This is a genomic window from Janthinobacterium sp. 35 (genome assembly GCF_002754575.1).
GTDB lineage: Bacteria > Pseudomonadota > Gammaproteobacteria > Burkholderiales > Burkholderiaceae_D > Janthinobacterium > Janthinobacterium tructae.
The window spans coordinates 3,419,490-3,439,392 of the sequence record NZ_PEFN01000001.1 but is presented as its reverse complement, the minus strand read 5'-3'; the positions used below and the strand labels follow the sequence as shown (position 1 = coordinate 3,439,392).

The 19,903-nt window shown below is 62.5% G+C and carries 18 protein-coding genes; 8 read left to right on the top strand and 10 right to left on the bottom strand.

What is annotated here, in order from left to right; translation table 11 throughout:
• Positions 1–102 precede the first annotated feature (102 nt).
• Positions 103–1,086 carry a FecR domain-containing protein gene (locus CLU93_RS15285; protein ID WP_257224977.1) on the bottom strand — a complete coding sequence of 328 codons (984 nt, stop codon included), beginning with the start codon at positions 1,084–1,086 and terminating at the stop codon, positions 103–105.
• 5 nt (positions 1,087–1,091) lie between these two features.
• Positions 1,092–1,601: a sigma-70 family RNA polymerase sigma factor gene (locus CLU93_RS15280; RefSeq protein ID WP_099762134.1), complete on the bottom strand. Its 510-nt coding sequence runs from the start codon at positions 1,599–1,601 to the stop codon at positions 1,092–1,094.
• Between the two features lie 239 nt (positions 1,602–1,840).
• Between CLU93_RS15280 and ffh the strand changes: the two genes are divergently transcribed.
• Positions 1,841–3,208 (top strand): signal recognition particle protein, encoded by a 1,368-nt coding sequence (gene ffh / locus CLU93_RS15275; protein WP_096237853.1) that lies wholly within the window; start codon positions 1,841–1,843, stop codon positions 3,206–3,208.
• Positions 3,209–3,639: 431 nt separating this feature from the next.
• A complete protein-coding gene (locus CLU93_RS15270; RefSeq protein WP_099762133.1) occupies positions 3,640–4,035 on the top strand; it encodes an SWIB/MDM2 domain-containing protein in 396 nt (131 codons plus the stop codon).
• Between the two features lie 133 nt (positions 4,036–4,168).
• On the opposite strand, the gene CLU93_RS15265 is transcribed toward CLU93_RS15270, so the two are convergent.
• Both CLU93_RS15265 and CLU93_RS15260 read right to left on the bottom strand, forming a co-directional pair.
• On the bottom strand, positions 4,169–4,795 hold the full coding sequence (locus CLU93_RS15265) for a lytic transglycosylase domain-containing protein (protein ID WP_099762132.1): 627 nt from the start codon (positions 4,793–4,795) through the stop codon (positions 4,169–4,171).
• Positions 4,792–6,531: a proline--tRNA ligase gene (locus tag CLU93_RS15260; RefSeq protein ID WP_099762131.1), complete on the bottom strand. Its 1,740-nt coding sequence runs from the start codon at positions 6,529–6,531 to the stop codon at positions 4,792–4,794. Before CLU93_RS15260 ends, CLU93_RS15265 begins: the two co-directional genes overlap by 4 nt.
• Before the next feature lie 204 nt (positions 6,532–6,735).
• On the opposite strand from CLU93_RS15260, the gene CLU93_RS15255 reads away from it, so the two are divergent.
• Entirely contained in the window at positions 6,736–7,368 is a 633-nt protein-coding gene (locus CLU93_RS15255; RefSeq protein ID WP_099762130.1) for an RNA pyrophosphohydrolase, read from the top strand.
• Positions 7,369–7,467: 99 nt separating this feature from the next.
• Here CLU93_RS15255 and mqo read toward each other — a convergent pair whose 3' ends face one another.
• Positions 7,468–9,066 (bottom strand): malate dehydrogenase (quinone), encoded by a 1,599-nt coding sequence (gene mqo / locus CLU93_RS15250; protein WP_218968341.1) that lies wholly within the window; start codon positions 9,064–9,066, stop codon positions 7,468–7,470.
• 443 nt (positions 9,067–9,509) lie between these two features.
• Here mqo and CLU93_RS15245 point away from each other — a divergent pair, with 443 nt between their 5' ends.
• The gene (locus CLU93_RS15245) at positions 9,510–9,932 is read left to right on the top strand and encodes a DUF1841 family protein (RefSeq protein ID WP_070218599.1); all 423 of its coding nucleotides are present in this window, start codon (positions 9,510–9,512) and stop codon (positions 9,930–9,932) included.
• 135 nt (positions 9,933–10,067) lie between these two features.
• Here CLU93_RS15245 and CLU93_RS15240 read toward each other — a convergent pair whose 3' ends face one another.
• From CLU93_RS15240 to nirK, 3 genes are read right to left on the bottom strand one after another with little or no spacing between them, the layout of a single operon-like run.
• Entirely contained in the window at positions 10,068–12,353 is a 2,286-nt protein-coding gene (locus CLU93_RS15240) for a nitric-oxide reductase large subunit (protein WP_099762128.1), read from the bottom strand.
• A gap of 14 nt (positions 12,354–12,367) precedes the next feature.
• Positions 12,368–13,045: an iron-sulfur cluster repair protein YtfE gene (gene ytfE / locus CLU93_RS15235; protein WP_099762127.1), complete on the bottom strand. Its 678-nt coding sequence runs from the start codon at positions 13,043–13,045 to the stop codon at positions 12,368–12,370.
• 29 nt (positions 13,046–13,074) lie between these two features.
• The gene (nirK, locus tag CLU93_RS15230; RefSeq protein ID WP_099762126.1) at positions 13,075–14,559 is read right to left on the bottom strand and encodes a copper-containing nitrite reductase; all 1,485 of its coding nucleotides are present in this window, start codon (positions 14,557–14,559) and stop codon (positions 13,075–13,077) included.
• A 150-nt stretch (positions 14,560–14,709) separates the two neighbouring features.
• On the opposite strand from nirK, the gene norR reads away from it, so the two are divergent.
• On the top strand, positions 14,710–16,266 hold the full coding sequence (norR, locus tag CLU93_RS15225; RefSeq protein ID WP_099762125.1) for a nitric oxide reductase transcriptional regulator NorR: 1,557 nt from the start codon (positions 14,710–14,712) through the stop codon (positions 16,264–16,266).
• A 14-nt stretch (positions 16,267–16,280) separates the two neighbouring features.
• Here norR and CLU93_RS15220 read toward each other — a convergent pair whose 3' ends face one another.
• On the bottom strand, positions 16,281–16,622 hold the full coding sequence (locus CLU93_RS15220) for a c-type cytochrome (RefSeq protein WP_099762124.1): 342 nt from the start codon (positions 16,620–16,622) through the stop codon (positions 16,281–16,283).
• Positions 16,623–16,633: 11 nt separating this feature from the next.
• Positions 16,634–16,963 carry a c-type cytochrome gene (locus tag CLU93_RS15215; RefSeq protein ID WP_092796428.1) on the bottom strand — a complete coding sequence of 110 codons (330 nt, stop codon included), beginning with the start codon at positions 16,961–16,963 and terminating at the stop codon, positions 16,634–16,636.
• Positions 16,964–17,196: 233 nt separating this feature from the next.
• Between CLU93_RS15215 and CLU93_RS15210 the strand changes: the two genes are divergently transcribed.
• From CLU93_RS15210 to CLU93_RS15200, 3 genes are read left to right on the top strand one after another with little or no spacing between them, the layout of a single operon-like run.
• Complete coding sequence (locus CLU93_RS15210) at positions 17,197–18,066, top strand: AAA family ATPase (RefSeq protein ID WP_071075484.1); 870 nt, start codon at positions 17,197–17,199, stop codon at positions 18,064–18,066.
• A 9-nt stretch (positions 18,067–18,075) separates the two neighbouring features.
• Positions 18,076–18,714 carry a GNAT family N-acetyltransferase gene (locus CLU93_RS15205; protein ID WP_099762123.1) on the top strand — a complete coding sequence of 213 codons (639 nt, stop codon included), beginning with the start codon at positions 18,076–18,078 and terminating at the stop codon, positions 18,712–18,714.
• Positions 18,708–19,877, top strand: coding sequence for a vWA domain-containing protein (locus CLU93_RS15200; RefSeq protein WP_099762122.1), 1,170 nt, complete (start codon positions 18,708–18,710; stop codon positions 19,875–19,877). Before CLU93_RS15205 ends, CLU93_RS15200 begins: the two co-directional genes overlap by 7 nt.
• The last annotated feature ends 26 nt before the right edge of the window (positions 19,878–19,903 follow it).

The window sequence follows — 19,903 nt, the reverse complement described above, 5'->3', positions numbered from 1 at the left end:
GTGGCGCCTTGAATGGGTACTTGAAATTACGTCTCTCAAATACAGGTGCCGCGAGAATCGAAAACGGGCAGTCCGATTGAAAAATATTTTTATCGAGGCGGGCTACGCGGCCGGCTCCACCGTCACCCAGTAACGCGTGCGGCTGCGCACCTGCACCGGCAGCGAGTTGGGCAGCATGTTCAGGATGCGCTGGGTATCGGCCAGCGGGAATACCCCCGACAGGCGCAGCTGGGCCACTGCCGGCGCGCAGTCGATCACGCCGGGGCGGTAGCGGGCCAGGTCGGCCAGGAAGTCACCCAGGGTCACATCGTCGACGATCAGTTGCCCGCGCGACCAGGCATCCGCATACGCGTCGATGGCGTGCGGCGCGTCCGGCGCATGGCGGGAAAACGCCACGCCGCGCCCGGCCGCCAGCAGCAGGGGCGCGCCAGCGCTGTCGCGCGGGCGGATTTCAACGGCGCTTTCAAACACCTCCACGGTGCTGACGCCATCCTGCTGGCGCACGACGAAGCGTGTGCCCAGCGCACGCACCAGGCCTTCGCGCGTGGCCACCACCAGCGGCGCGGCGCTGCCGGCACCGTGGCCGCTGCTGACGAGGATCTCGCCGGCCAGCAGCTCGATCAGGCGGCGGTTGCCATCGAAACGCACGTTCACGGCCGATCCCGTATTCAGGCTGAGCACACTGCCATCGTCCAGCACCACCTCGCGCCGCTCGCCCGTGGCCGTGCGGTAGTCGGCGCGCAGGGCACGCACGCCATCCCAGGCGCCCGTCTGCGCAGCCAGCATGCCGCCGCCAGCGGCCACGCCCAGCCATGCCAGCAGCTGGCGCCGCTTGCCATTGACGGCTTGCTGTTGCGTGCCGGCCAGCGCCTGCGCGGCCGCACTGCGGTGCAAGCCATTGAAGCGCCGCGACACCGCGTCGATATGCTGCCAGGCCCGTTCATGTTCCGGGTCGGCCCCGCGCCAGCGTTGCCAGGCGGCGTACTCCGCTTCGCTGGCCTCGTCCGACATCAGCACGGTCAGCCACTCGGCCGCCTGCTGCTGCACTTCCTCGGCTATGGCCGCCGGGGCCGCGGATTCTGCCACCGCGCTCATCCCGGCAGGGAGAAAAACACCTGGCGGTTGGCACGCGTCAGGTACTGCTTGACCGAGCTGGCCGACACGTTCAGGCGCACGGCGATCTCGGCATAGCTGAGGCCTTCGAGCTGCGCCAGCAAAAACGCCGTGCGTACGGGACCCGGCAAGCCATCGAGGGCGGCATCGATTTCCTGCAAGGCTTCCAGCGCCAGCAGCCGTTCTTCCGGCGCGGGCGCCACCTCGGGCGGCAGGCAAGCCAGCGCCTGCAGATACGCGTCTTCCAGCACTTGCCGGCGGTAGCGGTGCGCCACCAGGCGCCGCGCGATGGTGGCGAGAAAAGGTCGCGCTTCGCGGATCTGCGGCGCCGTGCCATTGGTCAGCACGCTGACAAAGGTGTCTTGCGCCAGGTCCGCCGCTTCGCCCGCATTGCCCAGCTTATGCCGCAGCCAGCCCTGCAGCCAGCCGTGATGGCTGCTGTAGAGCGCGTGCAGGTCTTGTTGCTGGGCAAAATCGGCGGCCGACATGGCATCCCTTTCCGCTCAGGCGTGCGTCACCCGAGAATGTAAATAAGAATTATTCTCATTTTAACCGTGTTTTTGGCTTTCATGCAATCGTGGCGTTGGCAGAAATACCAACTAATTCAAAAGCCGGCCAACCGCCAGGCGCTGCAGCGCAGGACCGCCCGCCACCCGCGATGGGGTAAAATGGCGCCCATCGTCCGGCTTGCGCCGCCCACTCCCAAGCTTTTCATTGCAGGTTCATCATGCTAGATAATCTCACCCAACGGCTTGCCAAAGTCGTCAAGACCATGCGCGGCGAGGCGCGCCTGACCGAAGCGAACACCGCCGACATGCTGCGCGAAGTGCGCCTGGCGCTGCTCGAAGCCGACGTCGCCCTGCCCGCCGTGCGCGAATTCATCGCCAAAGTCAAAGAAAAAGCCATGGGCGAGGATGTCATTTCCTCGCTCACGCCAGGCCAGGCCCTGGTCGGCGTGGTGCAGCGCGAGCTGGCCGCCCTGATGGGCGCCGACCTGGGACCGGAAGCGTCGCAGATCAGCTTTGCGCAGCAACCGCCCGCCATCATCCTGATGGCCGGTCTGCAGGGTGTGGGCAAGACCACCACCGTCGGCAAGCTGGCAAAGTACCTGAAAGAAGAAAAGAAGAAGAAAGTACTGACCGTTTCGGCCGACGTGTACCGCCCTGCCGCGATCGCCCAGCTGCAATCGGTCACCGCCCAGGTGGGCGCCGACTTCTTCCCGTCCGCCAGCACCGACAAGCCGGTCGATATCGCGCTGGCCGCGCTGGACTGGGCGAAAAAGCATTACCACGACGTGCTGATCATCGATACGGCAGGTCGCCTCGGTATCGACGAAGAGATGATGCGCGAAATCGCCGCCATCCACGGCGCCGTGAAACCGATCGAAACCCTGTTTGTCGTCGACGCCATGCTGGGCCAGGACGCCATCAATACGGCGAAAGCCTTCAACGATGCGCTGCCGCTGACCGGTATCGTGCTGACCAAGCTCGATGGCGATGCGCGCGGTGGTGCAGCCCTGTCGGTGCGCCACATCACGGGCAAGCCGATCAAGTTTGCCGGTGTCTCGGAAAAACTCGACGGCCTGGAAGCATTCGACCCGACCCGCATGGCCAACCGCATCCTCGGCATGGGCGACATCCTCGCGCTGGTGGAAGAAGCGCGCAAGGGCGTCGACAGCAAGGCGGCGGCCGACCTGGCGCAAAAGATCAAGGTCGGCGGCAAGTTCGACATGAACGACTTCAAGGCGCAACTGGGGCAAATGAAGAAAATGGGCGGCATGGCCAACCTGATGGACAAGCTGCCGGCCCAGTTCCAGCAGGCGGCGGGCGGCAAGAACATGGATCAAGCCGATAAACAGGTGCGCCGCATGTGCGGCATCATCGACTCGATGACGCCGCAGGAGCGCGCCAAGCCTGAACTGATCAAGGCCACGCGCAAGCGCCGCATCGCCGCCGGTGCCGGCGTGCAGGTGCAGGAAGTGAACCGCATGCTGACGCAATTCGAGCAAATGCAGACGATGATGAAGAAATTGTCGGGCGGCGGCATGATGAAGATGATGCGTTCCATGAAGGGCATGATGCCGGGAATGAGGTAAGGCTTCAAAATCCGCTGCGCGGGGCGCTTTGCGGCCGGCGATGCTCACCGTACTAAAGTACGGTTGCGCTTCTCGGCCACAAATCATCCCCGCTCGCTGTGATTTTGAAGGCCTTCATGACGCTGCGGGATTTCCGTTTGAAAGTCAAAAAACACCGTTCCAAATAATGCTGGATTGCATTTTCATGTGTCCGGCATCACTCTTCCCTCCCCCCGCAGTGCTCCTCCCCGCATAGCCAGCAAGCATGCCATTTACGGGCAAAAACACGCTTCCGCACTCCCAAGCGGTGCGCCCGGGCGACAGCATCGCCATTTCCCTGCCTTTTCCTCGTGAAAACGTGAAAAACACTTGCATACAAGGTAAATCCACACCAATATTAGCCGTGCGATTAATTGCGCAATTTCCCATGTGTTTGTTAAGGAGGCTCGAAGATGGCAACAGCCAAAAAAACCCCAGTAGCAGCGCCAGCCAAAGCAGCAGCAGCCAAGCCTGCAGCCGCCAAAAAAGCAGCACCCGCAGCCAAAGCAGCAGCTAAACCAGCAGCGGTGAAGAAAGCGGCAGCACCGGCAACACCACGCAAGCCAAACGCAGCATTCATGAAAGCAATGACGCCATCGAAAGATCTGGCTGCCGTTGTTGGCGCAGCACCACTGCCGCGCACGGAAGTGACCAAGAAGGTATGGGATTACATCAAGAAACTCGATCTGCAAGATCCGGCCAACCGCCGCATGATCAATGCGGACGACAAGCTGAAAGCTGTTTTCGGCGGCAAAGCCCAAGTCTCCATGTTTGAAATGACGAAACTGATCTCCGATCATTTGAAATAATCAGATACGCGCCGGCCCAACACCGAGCGAGTGCCCCGCAGCTGATTCAGCGAGCGGGGCATTTTTTTGGCTGTAAGCGCCAACAATGTTATCGGATTACGGTCTTGCAGACCTAATCCGACCTACGTCCGACCTACCCTGCTGGCTTGAACTCCCACTGCTTCCAAGCCGCCCTTACCGCATTCGGATACTCGGCCCGCCCCCGGCTGCCGTTATACCGCCCCAGCGCCAGGTACAAATCCCCGCGTTCCATATCCAGGTACATGCGCAAGATCGCGCAGCCATAGCGCAAATTCGTTTGCATGTGGAATAGCTTGCTGCGGTCATGGTCGCCGATGACGCCCGTCCAGAACGGCATCACCTGCATGTAGCCGCGTGCACCGGCCAGCGAGACGGCATATTTTCGGTAGGCCGACTCCACCTGGATCAGGCCCAGCACCAGGGCCGGCTCCAGGCCCGCGCGGCGCGCTTCGTACCAGACCGTCTCCAGAAATTCCGTGCGCAGCTGCGCGTCCGGCAGCTTGCGTTGCAGGCGTTGCGACATCTGCGCCAGCCATTGCTGGTAGCGCTGCAGTTCGATGGGGGTGGCAAATTTGGGTTGCGGCGGGCGTTCGTCGCGGATCGCGTGCGACAGGGCCAGGCGGACGGAGTCGGCCAGCGCCTCCTCTTTCTGGTTGCCGGCCTGCGCCGGGAAAGCGCAGGCCAGGCCGGCGGCCAGCGCGAGCGCGCCAGCCACCTTGCTTACGGATGGACGCTTCACTGCGCCATTTTGCCCTGGATGAAGGCGACGATCTCGTCCGGCGCCACACCAGTGGCTTCCGCGTCGCGGCGGCCCTGGTATTCCAGCTTGCCTTCTTTCAGGCCACGCTCGCCGATGACGATGCGGTGCGGCACGCCAATCAGTTCCCAGTCAGCAAACATGGCGCCAGGGCGCAAGCCACGGTCGTCGACGATGACGTCCACGCCAGCGCCTTGCAGGGCCGCGTACAGCTTCTCAGTCTCTTCCTTGACCAGTTCGCTGCGGTCCATGCCCATCGGGCACAGCACGACTTCAAACGGCGCGATCGAGGCGGGCCAGATGATGCCCTTGTCATCGAAGTTCTGTTCGATGGCGGCGCCCAGGATGCGCGTCACGCCGATACCGTAGCACCCCATCTGCAGCGGCGCAGGCTTGCCGTTTTCGTCGAGGAAGGTGGCTTTCATGCTTTCCGAGTACGCCGTACCCAACTGGAACACGTGGCCCACTTCGATGCCGCGCTCAATCGCCAACGCACCCTGGCCATCCGGCGAAGCATCGCCGGCGACGACATTGCGCAAGTCGGCCACGATGGCTGGCTCGGCCACGTCACGGCCCCAGTTGGCGCCCGTGTAGTGGAAACCGGCGTCATTCGCGCCGCAGACGAAGTCGCTCATGTGGGCGACCGTGCGGTCCGCCACCACGGTGACCGGTGCTTTGGTACCGATCGGGCCCAGGTAGCCAGGAATGGTGCCGTAGACTTCCAGGATTTCCGCTTCCGTCGAGAAACGGTGACCGGCCAGGCCGGCAACCTTGCCCACCTTGATCTCGTTCAATTCATGGTCGCCGCGCAGCAGCAGCATGAAATGCTGTTGCGTGACTTTGTCATCCTTGCCCGTCGTATCGACCGTCAGGGCGATGGTTTTCACGGTTTGCGACAGCTCCAGGCCCAGCAAGGCGGCCACGGTTTCGCACTTGACGGTGTCCGGCGTGGCCGTTTTCGTCAGCGCCTGGGCTGCGGCCGGGCGCTCGCCCGCTGGCGGCAGCGCTTCGGCCGCTTCCATGTTGGCCGCGTAGTCGGACGTCGGGCAGTACACGAGCGCATCTTCACCCGTGTGGGCGATGACGTGGAATTCATGCGAACCGGAACCGCCGATGGCGCCGTTGTCGGCTGCCACGGCGCGGAATTTCAGGCCGAAACGGGTAAAGATGCGCGTGTAGGCGTCAAACATGACCTTGTACGACGCTTGCATGCCGGCCAGGTCGCGGTCGAACGAGTACGCGTCCTTCATGGTGAATTCGCGGCCGCGCATCAGGCCGAAGCGGGGACGGCGCTCGTCGCGGAACTTGGTCTGGATATGATAGAAGTTCAGCGGCAACTGGCGGTAGGACTTGATTTCCGTGCGCACGACGTCGGTGATGACTTCTTCCGATGTCGGCTGGATCGCGTATTCGCGGCCGTGGCGGTCTTTCACGCGCATCAGTTCATCGCCCATCTTGGTCCAGCGGCCCGTCTCCTGCCACAGTTCGGCCGGCTGCACGAGCGGCATCAGCAGTTCGATACCGGCGGCTTTGTTCATCTCGTCACGGATGATGGCTTCCACCTTGCGGATCACGCGCAAGCCCATCGGCATGTAGGTATAGATGCCGGAACCGAGGCGTTTGATCATGCCTGCACGCATCATCAATTGGTGGCTGACGATTTCCGCGTCAGAAGGTGCATCTTTAAGTGTGGAAATAAAAAAACGGGAGGCGCGCATAACGGTGAATTCTTTTTAAAAAGAGAGGGTTATAATCAACCTAATTTTAAAGGATTAGCTGGCTGATGCGTCCATACTTTACACAAATGCGCTCAATTGGTGCGATTCCGGCGCTTTTCGCACCCCGAAAAGGTCACCGGCTTGCGAAGTTGTGGGTAATTATGTAAAAAAGGACGCTCGGTCGCAGAAAGTTTGAGGTGCATTATGCTCGACCGTGAAGGGTTTCGGCCCAACGTCGGCATCATCCTGCTAAACGCCCAGAACGAGGTGTGGTGGGGCAAGCGGGTGCGCGAGCACTCATGGCAGTTTCCACAAGGCGGTATCAAATATGGCGAAACACCGGAACAAGCCATGTTTCGCGAACTTGAAGAGGAAATCGGACTCAGACAGGAACACGTCAAAATTGTCGGCCGCACCCGCGACTGGCTGCGCTATGAAGTGCCAGACCACTTCATCAAGCGCGAGATTCGCGGCCATTACCGTGGCCAGAAGCAGATTTGGTTTCTGCTGAGAATGTGCGCGCGCGATAACGACGTCAATCTGCGCCTGACCGACCATCCCGAGTTCGACGCCTGGCGCTGGCATGAATATTGGGTCCCGCTCGATGTCGTCATTGAATTTAAACGCGATGTGTACCAGCGTGCCTTGCAGGAGCTGTCCCGCTTCCTGACCTGGCCCGTGCATGGCAACGCACAGCAAGCGCAGCGCCACACCTCGCGCTACCTGCGCCAACCGCATGCGCCACGCCCGCAGGACGGTGCGGTACTGGGCAAGCCTTGCGACGGCATTGCCGCCGAAGGGTGTACACCGGAGCTGATCTTGCCGGGCAAGGGGTAGTCCGCCGCAATGCACGCACTTCCCACGCAAAAGGGGCAGCCTGACCAGGCTGCCCCTTTTTTCATGCCGGCAGGAAACTCCCCTGCCGGTCAGGCTGACTTAGTTTGCTGCCGGCGCTGGCGCAGCGGCGGAAACGTCCAGGGTAATCGCTTTGAGACCGAGGATATTGCTGCTGTAGTGGCGAATCTTGTTGGCCAGGGCCGGGTCATTGTTCAGCTTTTGACCATACGACGGCACCATTTCCACCATTTTCGCTTGCCATTCCGGCGTGGCCAGACGGCTCTTGAATGCCGTTTGCAGCACCTTGATCATGATCGGCGGCGCGGTCGAGGCGCCAGGCGAGGCGCCCAGCAGGGCAACGATGCTGCCATCGGCGGCGCCGACGACTTCCGTGCCGAACTGCAGCAAGCCGCCCTTGACCGGGTCATCCTTGACGATCTGCACGCGCTGGCCCGCGTTTTGCAAGGTCCAGTCTTCCATCTTGGCGTTCGGCAAGTATTCGCGCAGGGTCTTCAAGCGGTCTTCCGGCGTGTTCATGACTTGCTCGACCAGGTATTTGGTCAGCGGAATATTGTCGTAGCCGGCCTGCAGCATCGGTTTCACATTGCCCGTGCCGATCGAGGCAGGCAAGTCGATCCATGAACCGTTTTTCAGGAACTTGGTCGAGAAGGTGGCAAACGGGCCAAACAGCAGGGCTTTCTTGCCATCGATGATGCGCGTATCGAGATGCGGCACGGACATCGGCGGCGAACCGACGGATGCCTTACCGTAGACCTTGGCCGCATGCGCCGCCACCAGTTCCTGGTTGGTCGTGACCAGCCATTGGCCGCCCACCGGCACGCCGCCATAGCCCTTGGCTTCAGGAATGCCCGATTTCTCCAGCAGCGGCAGCGAACCACCACCGGCGCCGATGAAGACAAACTTGGCGCGCACGATTTTTTCCTTGCCGGCGTTCAAGTCTTTCACCGTCACGTTCCACACGCCATCGGCGCCGCGCTGGATGTCTTCCACCTGGTGGCGCAGGTGCAGGACCATGCCGTGGCTATCCGTCAGGTATTTCACGAGGCCGCGCGTGAGGTTGCCGAAATTGACGTCGGTACCGATGTCCATGCGCGTCGCCGCCACTTTCTGGCCCTGGTCGCGCCCTTGCATGACCAGCGGCGCCCATTGCGCGATCTGCGCCGGGTCTTCCGAGAACAGCATGCCCTTGAACAGGTTTTCCTTTTGCAGCGCGGCGTAGCGCTTCTTCAAAAAGGCAATATTGTCGTCACCCCAGACAAAGGCCATGTGCGGCACATTGTTGATGAAGGTTTGCGGCGCGCCCAGGTGCTTGTTAGCTACCTGATAAGCCCAGAATTGCTTGGAAATTTCGAATTGCTCGTTGATCGCAACGGCTTTCTTGGTCTCGATGCTGCCATCGGCCGCTTCCGGCGTGTAGTTCAGTTCGGCAAACGCCGAGTGGCCCGTGCCTGCGTTGTTCATCGCATCCGAGCTTTCGGCGGCCACGGAATCGAGGCGCTCGACCATTTCCATCGTCAGCGAGGGATCGAGTTCCTTGAGCATGCTGCCCAGGGTGGCGCTCATGGTGCCGGCGCCGATCAACAGCACGTCGACCGGTTTTTCGGACGAGGCCGGAGGGGTCTTGTCACATGCCGCCAGGATCAGGCACGACATCAAAAGTAATAGCGATTTACGCATTCGTAACTCCATTTTTGGATTCTGAAGGATGATTCTTGCGCGCCACCGTGGCGGCACCATCGCTGCATGGAATGCAAACAGCCAGCCAGCCGGAACGCCAGGGCGGCCGGACAGGTCAAGGTCGATGGTGATAGGCATGCTGCCGCGCTCCGGGATACGCCAGGAGCGAGATCTGGTGGCAAAGGTGCGGGCAATGGAAGCACGGAGTGGCAACAAAATCGCCGTCATGTCCAGAGCAAATATCAAGAGCGGCGATTTTATCACCGTTATTTGGCACCGCCAGCCTGCGGCGGTAGTGGATAATACTTACTGCAGGGTATTAAATTGCGGTGACTATCGGGTCATGCCAGCGGGTGCCAGACGGCAAAAAAGGGCATCCTCGATGCCCTTTGCGTATCTACGCGGTACAATGCCGGCTGCCCTTTAGCCATAGTCCTTCAGCCATGTTCAACCCCTCTTCCGACGATGTGCGCCGCTTCTTTTGCGACACTTTGCGCAAGCACCGCGCCCATGAGATCCTCACGCCGATGGAAGCCATCGCGCTCGACTGGATCCTCGAACATCCCGAGTATGAAAACGAGCTCTCCGACGTCGAAGCGGCGCTGGCGCGCGACTATTCCGTCGAAGGGGGACAAGCCAATCCTTTCCTGCACCTGTCCATGCATCTGTCGATCACGGAACAGGTGCAGGTGGACCAGCCGCGCGGCATCCGCCCGGCCGTGCAGCAACTCACGCAGCGCCTCGATTCGGCCCATGCAGCCCAGCACGAAGTGATGGAATGCCTGGGCCAGATGATCTGGGCTTCGCAGCGCTCGGGCTTGCCGCCCGATACGGACGCGTATATCGACTGCGTGCGGCGCCGGTAGGAACACCTGTCAAAACCTACTGCGCGTCGCGCTTTGCGGCCTGCGATGCTCACCGTACTAGAGTACGGTTGCGCTTCTTAGCCACAAATCGCTGCCGCTCGCTACGGTTTTGCCAGGTGTTGTGCCAGTACTACCTCACATCGGTTTTACTGCCTCCTTCATGCGCTGAGGCAAGGCCTGTGCAGGCCCTCTTCCCATCAACCCCAGCACCACCTGCAGCGCCATGGCCACCGCGCCGACGATGAACACCACGTCGCCGAAGGTGCGTATCCAGCGCAGATTCTGCAACAGCGGCTGCTGCATGAATGCCTCGCTGCGCGCATACCACAGGCCTTCCGTCACGCTGGCGTGAAACTGGATGATGCCAATCGGCAGCAGGCTGGTAAAGAGCATCAGCACCAGGCCCCCGTTCAAGCCCCAGAACGCCGTCTTCATCAAGGCAGGGCTGAAACGGTAGTCGGGCCGCAAGTAGCGCAGCACCAGCAAGGTAAAGCCCAGCGCCAGGAAACCGTACACGCCGAACAGCGCGGCATGCGCATGCGTCGCGGTGGTGTTGAGTCCCTGGATGTAATACAGCGCCACGGGCGGGTTGATCATGAAGCCGAAGACACCGGCGCCCAGCATGTTCCAGAAGGCGACGGCGACAAAGCACATCATCGGCCAGCGCAACTGCTCCATCCACGGCGCGCGCGCTTTCAGGCGCCAGTTCTCCCAGGCTTCGTGGCCCAGCACGATCAGCGGCACCACTTCCAGCGCGCTGAAGCTCGCGCCGATGGCCATCACGGGCGTGGTGGTGCCGGAAAAGTACAGATGGTGGAAGGTGCCGGGTATGCCGCCCAGCATGAACAGCGAGGCCGACGCCAGGCTGGCCGTCGTGGCCATGCGCACCGACACCAGGCCCAGGGTCGAGAAGATGAAGGCCAGCGCCGTGGTGGCGAACACTTCAAAGAAGCCTTCCACCCACAGGTGCACCACCCACCAGCGCCAGTATTCCATCACCGACAGGTGCGTGCGTTCGCCGTAGAACAGGCCGGCGCCATAGAACAGGCCGATGGCACCCACGGACGCGGTCAGCAGCGCCAGCAGGTTCCTGTCGCCGCCCGGCTGGCGCAGGGCTGGTACGACGCCGCGCAGCATCAGCACGAGCCACAGCAAGATACCGACAAACTTGCCGATCTGCCACAAGCGTCCCAGGTCCACATATTCATAGCCCTGGTGGCCGAGCCAGAAATTCCACTCGGGCGGCATCACTTGCGCAATCGCCAGGTAATTGCCGATAAACGAGCCGACGACGACAGCGACCAGGGCCCAGAACAGCACGTCGACGCCCAGGCGCTGCCACTTCGGATCCTTGCCGCCATTGATCAGGGGCGCCAGGAACAGGCCTGCGGCCAGGAAGCCCGTGGCGATCCAGAACAGCGCGGCCTGGATATGCCAGGTGCGCGTGAGCGCATACGGGAACCAGCGCGACACGTCGATGCCGTAGAACTGCTGCCCTTCCACCGTGTAGTGCGCCGTGAAGCCGCCGATGAAGACCTGGAAGATGAACAGCGCCACCACCAGGAACAGATATTTTCCCAGTCCCCGCTGCGAAGGCGTGAGCGCAAACGTCGTCAAAGGATCGCGCGCGCCGGGCGTCGGCAGCGCTTCATCGTGGTCGCGCAAAAAGGCCCAGCCCCAGACGAGGAAGCCCACGCCGGCCAGCAGCACCACCACGCTGGCGACCGACCAGACGAGGTTTTCGCCGCTGGGCTGGTTGCCGATCAGCGGTTCATGCGGCCAGTTGTTCGTATAGGTCACTTTCTGGCCCGGACGTTCGGTGGCGGCGGCCCACGCCGTCCAGAAGAAGAACTGCGTCATCTGCGCGCGCCGCTCGGCACTGGGCAGGGTGTTTTCCTTCATGGCGAAATGCTCGCGGCTGGCGTGCAGCGCAGGCGCGTCGGAGAACAGCTGATCGTAATAGTGCGCCGTGTTGGCAATCGCTTGCACGCGGCGCGCCGACAGGTGCAGTACTTGTTCTTCATCGACCCGGTTGGCGCGGTATTCCATCTTGAGCGCTTCGCGCAGCGCCGCCTGCGCGGGGCCGTCGAGCGCTGCGTACGCCTTGCCATGCTGCTCTTGCGCGGCCAGTTCCAGCCAGGCCGTCAGTTCGCGGTGCAGCCAGTCGGCCGTCCAGTCGGGCGCCTGGTAGGCGCCGTGGCCCCAGATGGAGCCCAGCTGCATGCCGCCCACCGATTGCCAGGCCGTCTGACCGTCAAGGATGCCCTCGCGGTCGAACAGTTGCCGGCCATCTTGCGCCAGCACTTGCGCGGGAATGGGCGGCGCCTGCCGGTAGACTTCCGTGCCGTAGTAGCCGAGCAGCGAAAACGTCACGATCAGCACACCGATCAGGGTGAACCAGAGTTTTTTATAGGGACCCATGGGTCTTTCCTTTGTCAGTGCACCACGGCCGGCGCAAAGCGCTCGAACAGGATATTGTTTTCAGTATGGATGTGCGCCATCAGGTCGGCACGGAAGGTGCGCAAGCCCGTGTACAGCGCGCGCCAGGTGGTGCAGGCGCCGGCCGGCGCGGTGATATCGTTCGTCATCGCCTCCATCGCGCGCAGGGCCACGCCATGGTCGTCGTGCTCCATGCGCATCACGTTGATGGGTGCGCCGGCCCGGGGGCCCTGGCCGCGCACGATCATCGGGAACAGCACGTCTTCTTCCTTGCGCATATGGCTTTCCAGCTCCTGCGCCATGGCCGACAGGTGTTCCGCCAGCCCGTGCGGACAGTCGGCGCGGTCGCCATGTACCTGCTCGACCTTGCGCGCCAGGCGTATCAGCTCGGGCAGCTGCTCGCGGTGCACGGCGTGGTAGCGCGCCAGGATGTGTTCCACCAGCTCGGTGGCCGGGGCGTCCTGCCAGTCACGCTCGCCGCTGGTATCCGCACGCTCTGCCAGCAGCCGCAGTTCCTCGACGATGGGCGCCGTGTCCACGCCGGCCGCTGCGGCCGCCGCGCGCAGGGTCTTGTTGCCGCCGCAGCAGAAATCCAGGCGGTGCGCATCGAACAGGCGCGTGGCGCCAGGGATGCGGCGGGCCAGCTGGCCCAGGGATAACTCGATCATTTCCATAACAGTTCCTTGAGGATGAATAGGTAGATTTAATGCACGGCGCCCGCGTGGTAGACGCCGGGCACGGCTTCGCCCGTCACTTCCAGCACGCCCACGGCGCCCTTGCCGGCGCGCGACAGCGCATGGTCGACCAGCAGATAGCTGCCAGGGTGCTGCACCTTGAGTTCGACGATGGTCGCGCCGCCCGGCGCCACCAGGGTGGTTTGCACGTCGTGTTTCGGGCTGCTGATCGAGCCTTCGCTATACACCTTGTCGAAGATCTCGCCGATGATGTGGAACGACGAAATCTTGTTCGGGCCACCGACGCCGAAATAGATGCGCACCGTCTCGCCGACTTTCGCCTGCAATTTATGCGTCTTGCTCAGGGCGCCCACTTCGCCGTTGAAGACGTAGTAGTCGGGCAGCTCATTGGCCATTTTTTCCAGGTTCGGTTCCTGGTGCACGGGTGCGCCGTGCGGACGGCCCGTATACATCTCGCCCTGCATCACGTAATACTCGCGGTCCACCTTCGACAAGCCGCCTTCCGGTTCGACCAGGATCATGCCGTACATGCCGGCCGCGATATGCTGCGGCACCAGCGGCGTGGCACAGTGGTAGACGAACAGGCCCGGATTGAGCGCCTTGAAGGTGACGGTTTTTTCCTGCCCCGGCGCGACCTGCGTGTGCTGTCCGCCGCCATGGCCGCCCGTCACGGCGTGCAAATCGATCGAGTGGATCATCTTGCTGTCTTTCGCATTGAACAGGGTCAGTTCCACCGTGTCGCCCACCTTCGCGCGCAGCATCGGGCCGGGCACTTGCCGGTTGAAGGTCCAGTAGGTAAAAGTGGTGCCGTCATCGAGCTTGCCCGGCAATTCCACCGTCTCCATGCGGTACTTGAGCAACTGCGGCGCGCGCGCGCCGATGGCGGCCGGCACCTGCGCCGGGTTGGCCGCCACGCTGACGGCGGACGGATCGGGGCCGCGCATCGGCGACGGCGCGGGTGTGTACAGGGCCAGCGCGGCGGCCTGGCTCGATTCGCCCGCTGCGCTGCCGGCGGCGGCAGCCTTCGGTGCCCCGGCTTCGGCCAGCGACGTGCCGGTCACTTCCAGCTTGCCTTCCATGCCGATCTGGCGGTGGCCGGGGATCGAGCAGTAATAGGTGAACGTGCCGGCGCGCGTGACCTTGAAGCGCACGCTGGTGCTGCCACTGTTGGCGCTGAACTTGGCGGATGCGACGTTGAGTTCCGGGATCAACAGATCGTGCTCGGCGCCTTCGCCGCTTTTCAGCACCAGTTCCACCGTATCGCCCACCTTGGCCGCCAGCACCGGGTTGACCTGGCCCTTGGCGTCGATGAACACCATCTTGCCGTCGACGATATTGGTTTGCAGTTCATAGCGCTTGAGCGTCGCAGCGGCGGGTTTGACGGCAGTGGCGGCGGCGCTGGCCGGCAGGCTCGCCTGGGCTTGCACGGACAGGGGCATGGCCAGGACACAGACGGCGGCGGCAATGGCGCGGAGGGAGGGAGTCGTTTTCATCAAGCTTTCCTTGGTCTTGTATGCCGGTTCGGCACCCTTACCTAGGCAAACCGTGTGCCAGGAAAAACTTGTTTTAAATCAACGATTTGAAAAATGCAGGGTCGGCATGACCCTGTTTAGGCGTGGTCCGTTGTACCCTGCATGGTACTTATGACCACCACCGCCATCCACCTGCTGTTACTTACCGACCTGGTCGCCGACCTGCCCGTGGCCGTGCGCCTGCAGCGCCTGGTGGGCAGCCTGCGCGCGCACTTCGGCTGCGAGGCCGTGGCCTTGCTGAAAATCGATGGCGAACACCTGCGCCCCGTGGCGATGGCCGGCCTGGCCAGCGATGCGCTGGGACGCCGCTTCGCCATCGCCGACCACCCGCGCCTGGCCGCCATCCTGCAGCGGCGCGGTGTGCTGTGCTTCCATCACGACAGCTCCCTGCCCGATCCCTACGATGGCCTGATCGCCGAGCGTGCCGGCGAGCCGCTGCCCGTGCACGACTGCATGGGCATGGCGCTGGACCTGGAAGGCGAACGCTGGGGCGTGATCACGCTCGATGCGCTGCAGGTGGGTACCTTCGACGCGCGCGCGCAGCGCGACCTGGGCGAACTGGCCTGCGCCATCGAGGCGGCCGTGCGCGTGACCCGCCTGGAAACGGAAATCCGCGCCCTGCGCCTGTCGGGCGGCGCCATGCTGGCCGATGCGCAGGCGCCGCGCGAGGAACACGACTTCGTCGGCCAGAGCAGCGCCATCATGCAGCTGCTGCACGAGCTGCAGGTGGTGGCCGAATCGGACCTGCCCGTGCTGTTGCTGGGAGAGACGGGCGTGGGCAAGGAACTGTGCGCGCACCGCCTGCACCGGCTGTCGCGCCGCGCGGGCAAGCCGCTGATTCACGTCAATTGCGCGGCCTTGCCCGAATCCCTGGCCGAAAGCGAATTGTTCGGCCATGTGCGCGGCGCGTTTTCCGGCGCCGTCAGCGACCGGCCTGGCCGCTTCGAAGCGGCCGAAGGGGGCACCTTGTTTCTCGATGAAGTGGGGGAATTGCCATTGTCCATCCAGGCCAAGCTGCTGCGCACCCTGCAAAATGGCGAAATCCAGCGCCTGGGCGCGGACCGGCCGCGCCGGGTCAACGTGCGCGTGATCGCCGCCACCAACCGCAGCTTGCGCGAGCATGTGCGCGACGGCACGTTCCGCGCCGACCTGTATCACCGTTTATCCGTGTATCCCGTGCCGATTCCGCCGCTGCGCGAACGGGGCAATGACGTGCTGCTGCTGGCCGGTGGTTTCCTGGAACTGAACCGCGCGCGCCTGGGCCTGCGCAGCCTGCGCCTGTCCGCCGCGGCGGAAAACGCGCTCTGCCACTACCGCTGGCCGGGCAACGTGCGCGAACTCGAACATGTGATCAGCCGGGCCGCGCTGAAAGCGGTGATCCGCGGCGTGAACCGCAAGGACATCGTGACCCTGGAAACGGATATGCTCGACCTCGATGCGCTGGAAGCGCCGGCCGGCACGGATGCGCTGCCGCCAGTGCCAGGCGCGTGCGGCACGCCGGCGGCGCCGCTGCTGTCGATGCATCAGATCGTCGAAGCGAGCCAGCGCCAGGCCATCCGGCAAGCGCTGGTCCTGCATCAGGATAACTGGGCCGCTGCGGCGCGTCAGCTGGGACTGGACGCCAGCAATCTACATAAACTGGCGCGCCGCGTCGGACTGAAAGCCTGACGCGGCGGTGCCGCTCAGCGGCGAATGACCAGGGTGGTCGGCAGGCTGTGCAGGTAGGCGGCCAGGTCCTTGATGTCCTGGTTGCTCAGCGGTTTCACCTGGCCCGTCATGATGGCGTTGTTGCGGCCATTGGCCTTGTCGCCCCGTTTATACGCCGTCAAGGCGTGTTCCAGGTAATCCTTGTGCTGGCCCGCCAGTTTCGGGTACGACGGGTCGATGGGCGAACCATAATCCTTGCCGTGGCAGGTGGCGCAGCTGTATTTTTCGGCCAGGGCCTTGCCCGTATTGATATTGCCGGCGGCGCTGGCGCCGAACGAGACGGTGGCGCAAACGAGGGCGGCGAGTAGTGTTTTCATCTGGCTGATCCTCAGTTCGGCTTGGCTTGTTGCGCATAATACGCGGCGACATCGGCGATATCCTGGTCCGACAGGCTGCTGGCGATGCCCTTCATGCTGGGGTGCTTGCGATCGCCCTTCTTGTAGGCTTGCAGCGCATTTTCGATATATTTGGCCGGCTGGCCGCCGATCATCGGCACCTGGAACACTTCGGGGAAGGTCGCCTTGTAACCGGGGATGCCGTGGCAACCGATACACATTTCCACCTTGGCAGTCGCTGCCTTGGCGTTTCCTACAATGTCAGCCGCTGTGACGGCATTTGCTATGCCGGCAAGCACGAGAAGTGCAAATATTTTTTTCATAGTGGCAATGTGAACAAAGGTAATCGGAGAAACGCCAGAGCTGGTTTTTTTTGATCTTATGTGTTGACAATTAAGGTTGACAATTAATCTGCTGCTTGCCGATTCTAGCCAAGATATTCTTGCAAGTCCACCTATAAAACCCGCATTGTAGGCGGGCGGGCACAGCCCGTCCGCGTGGCGGTGCGCCACAGTTCTGTTTATACTCTCCATTTCCCTACTTTGGCAGACCGCTCATGCAAGCACAGCACTCCCAGCAAGGCCAACGCTTCGAAGGTTCCGACAGCTATGTCGCCACCGCCGACCTGAAACTGGCCGTGAACGCGGCGCTGACCCTGCAGCGCCCGCTGCTGATCAAGGGCGAACCGGGCACGGGCAAGACCATGCTGGCCGAGGAAGTGGCGGCCGCGCTGAACATGCCGCTGATGCAATGGCATATCAAATCGACCACCAAAGCCCAGCAGGGCTTGTACGAGTACGACGCCGTGTCGCGCTTGCGCGATTCGCAGCTGGGCGACGAGCGCGTGCGCGACATCCAGAACTACATCGTCAAGGGCGTGCTGTGGCAGGCGTTCACGGCGCCCGAACCGGTGGTACTGCTGATCGACGAGATCGACAAGGCCGACATCGAATTCCCGAACGACCTGCTGCGCGAACTCGATCGCATGGAATTCTATGTGTACGAAACGCGCGAAATGGTCACGGCGCGCCATCGTCCGCTGGTCATCATCACCTCGAACAACGAGAAGGAATTGCCGGACGCCTTCCTGCGCCGCTGCTTCTTCCATTACATCAAATTCCCGGACAAGGACACGATGGAGCAGATCGTCGCCGTCCACTACCCGCACCTGAAACAGGAATTGCTGGCCCAGGCGCTGCAAACCTTCTACGAAGTGCGCGACGTGCCGGGACTGAAGAAAAAACCGTCGACCTCGGAATTTCTCGACTGGCTCAAGCTCCTGCTGGCCGAAGACATCCCGGCCGAGGCACTGCGCAGCAAGGATAATAAAGCCGTGGTGCCGCCGCTGCACGGCGCGCTGCTGAAAAACGAGCAGGACGTGCACCTGTTCGAGCGCCTGATGTTCATGTCGCGCACCAACCGCTAAGGAGCGCCGGTGAACGACATCAGCCCGGACAAGGTCTTCGTGCCCCTGGAACTGCACGGCATCCGCCTCGAAGCGCTGGCGCCGCACCACGCGCAAGGCCTGCGTGCGGCAGCCACGGATGGCGAGCTATGGAATCTGCGCGTCACCTCCGTGCCCGAGCCGGAGCAGGTGGACCAGTATATTTTCAAGGGCATCGAAATGCGCCCGGCGCGCTTCGCCTTTGCCGTCATCGACGTGGCCAGCGGCGAGGTGCTCGGCACCACCAGCTACCACGACGTTCTGCCAGCCATTGGCCGCCTGGAAATCGGCTACACCTGGTATGCGCAGCGCTGCCAGCGCAGCCACGTCAACACCACCTGCAAATTGCTGCTGCTGGCGCACGCCTTCGACACGCTCGGCTGCGCGCTGGTGGGTTTTCGCACCGATAATTTCAACCACGCCTCGCAGGCGGCCATCGAACGCCTGGGCGCGAAAAAGGATGGCGTGCTGCGCCACCATGCGCTGCGCCGCGACGGCACCGTGCGCGACACGGTCATGTACAGCATCACGCGCGGCGAGTGGCCGGAAATAGCCGCCCATCTGCGCTACAAGCTGGCGCAGCGCCCCATCGCCGCACTGCCTCCCGCGCGACAGGAAGTGCCATGCTGATCGATTTCTTCTTCACGCTCAAGGATGCGAAGATTCCCGTCTCGATCAAGGAATTTCTGACGCTGCTTGAGGCGCTGCAAAAGAACGTCATCGGCGCCTCGATGGACGATTTCTACTATCTGGCGCGCCTGACCCTGGTCAAGGATGAAGCCCATTTCGACAAGTTCGACCGCGCGTTTGCGCAGTACTTCAAAGGGGTCAATGCGGCCTTCGAGACGAACGCGGCGATTCCGCTCGACTGGCTGCTGAAACGCATGCAGCGCGAGCTGTCCGAAGAGCAGAAGGCGCAGCTGGAAAAATTCGGCTACGACAAGCTGATGGACCGCCTCAATGAGCTGCTGAAGGAGCAGAAGGAGCGCCACGAGGGCGGCAGCAAGTGGATCGGCACGGGCGGCACCTCGCCATTCGGCAATGGCGGCACGAATCCGGAAGGCATCCGCATCGGCGGCAAGGGCGGCAACCGCACGGCCGTCAAGGTCTGGGAAGCGCGCAGCTACAAGGATTACGACACCGAGCGCGAACTGGGCACGCGCAACATCAAGGTGGCCCTGCGCCGCCTGCGCAAGTTCGCGCGCGAAGGCGCGGAAGACGAACTGGCGCTCGACGCCACCATCGCCGCTACGGCCAATAACGCCGGTTATCTGGACATCCGGATGCGGCCCGAACGCAAGAACCGCATCAAGGTGCTGATGCTGTTCGACGTGGGCGGCAGCATGGACGACCATATCGAGCGCACCGAGGAGTTGTTTTCGGCGGCGAAGACGGAATTCAAGAACATGGAGTTCTTTTACTTCCATAACTGCGTCTACGACACCTTGTGGAAGAACAACCGACGCCGCAATGCCGAACGTTTTTCCACCTGGGACGTGCTGCGCAAATACCCGCCCGACACCAAGCTGATTTTCGTCGGCGACGCCACCATGAGTCCCTATGAAATCCTGCAGCCGGGCGGCAGCGTCGAATACAACAACGAGGAAGCGGGATCGACGTGGCTGGCGCGCTTTACCCAGGCGTTCCCGAAATTCATCTGGCTCAATCCCGAGGCGGAGGGATTGTGGCAGTACCGCCAGTCGATCGGCGTGATGCGGCAATTGATGAACAACCGCATGTTCCCCCTGTCGATCGACGGGCTGGAACGGGGCATGCGTCTGCTCAGTAAATAAAAGCTCGCAACAAAAAGTCCATGGCG

Coding starts and splice junctions, on each gene's coding strand:
- CLU93_RS15280 (WP_099762134.1), bottom strand. CDS start 1,601: ATGTCGGCCGCCGATTTTGCCCAGCAACAAGACCTGCACGCGCTCTAC.
- ffh (WP_096237853.1), top strand. CDS start 1,841: ATGCTAGATAATCTCACCCAACGGCTTGCCAAAGTCGTCAAGACCATG.
- CLU93_RS15270 (WP_099762133.1), top strand. CDS start 3,640: ATGGCAACAGCCAAAAAAACCCCAGTAGCAGCGCCAGCCAAAGCAGCA.
- CLU93_RS15260 (WP_099762131.1), bottom strand. CDS start 6,531: ATGCGCGCCTCCCGTTTTTTTATTTCCACACTTAAAGATGCACCTTCT.
- CLU93_RS15255 (WP_099762130.1), top strand. CDS start 6,736: ATGCTCGACCGTGAAGGGTTTCGGCCCAACGTCGGCATCATCCTGCTA.
- mqo (WP_218968341.1), bottom strand. CDS start 9,066: ATGCGTAAATCGCTATTACTTTTGATGTCGTGCCTGATCCTGGCGGCA.
- CLU93_RS15245 (WP_070218599.1), top strand. CDS start 9,510: ATGTTCAACCCCTCTTCCGACGATGTGCGCCGCTTCTTTTGCGACACT.
- CLU93_RS15240 (WP_099762128.1), bottom strand. CDS start 12,353: ATGGGTCCCTATAAAAAACTCTGGTTCACCCTGATCGGTGTGCTGATC.
- ytfE (WP_099762127.1), bottom strand. CDS start 13,045: ATGGAAATGATCGAGTTATCCCTGGGCCAGCTGGCCCGCCGCATCCCT.
- nirK (WP_099762126.1), bottom strand. CDS start 14,559: ATGAAAACGACTCCCTCCCTCCGCGCCATTGCCGCCGCCGTCTGTGTC.
- norR (WP_099762125.1), top strand. CDS start 14,710: ATGACCACCACCGCCATCCACCTGCTGTTACTTACCGACCTGGTCGCC.
- CLU93_RS15220 (WP_099762124.1), bottom strand. CDS start 16,622: ATGAAAACACTACTCGCCGCCCTCGTTTGCGCCACCGTCTCGTTCGGC.
- CLU93_RS15215 (WP_092796428.1), bottom strand. CDS start 16,963: ATGAAAAAAATATTTGCACTTCTCGTGCTTGCCGGCATAGCAAATGCC.
- CLU93_RS15210 (WP_071075484.1), top strand. CDS start 17,197: ATGCAAGCACAGCACTCCCAGCAAGGCCAACGCTTCGAAGGTTCCGAC.
- CLU93_RS15200 (WP_099762122.1), top strand. CDS start 18,708: ATGCTGATCGATTTCTTCTTCACGCTCAAGGATGCGAAGATTCCCGTC.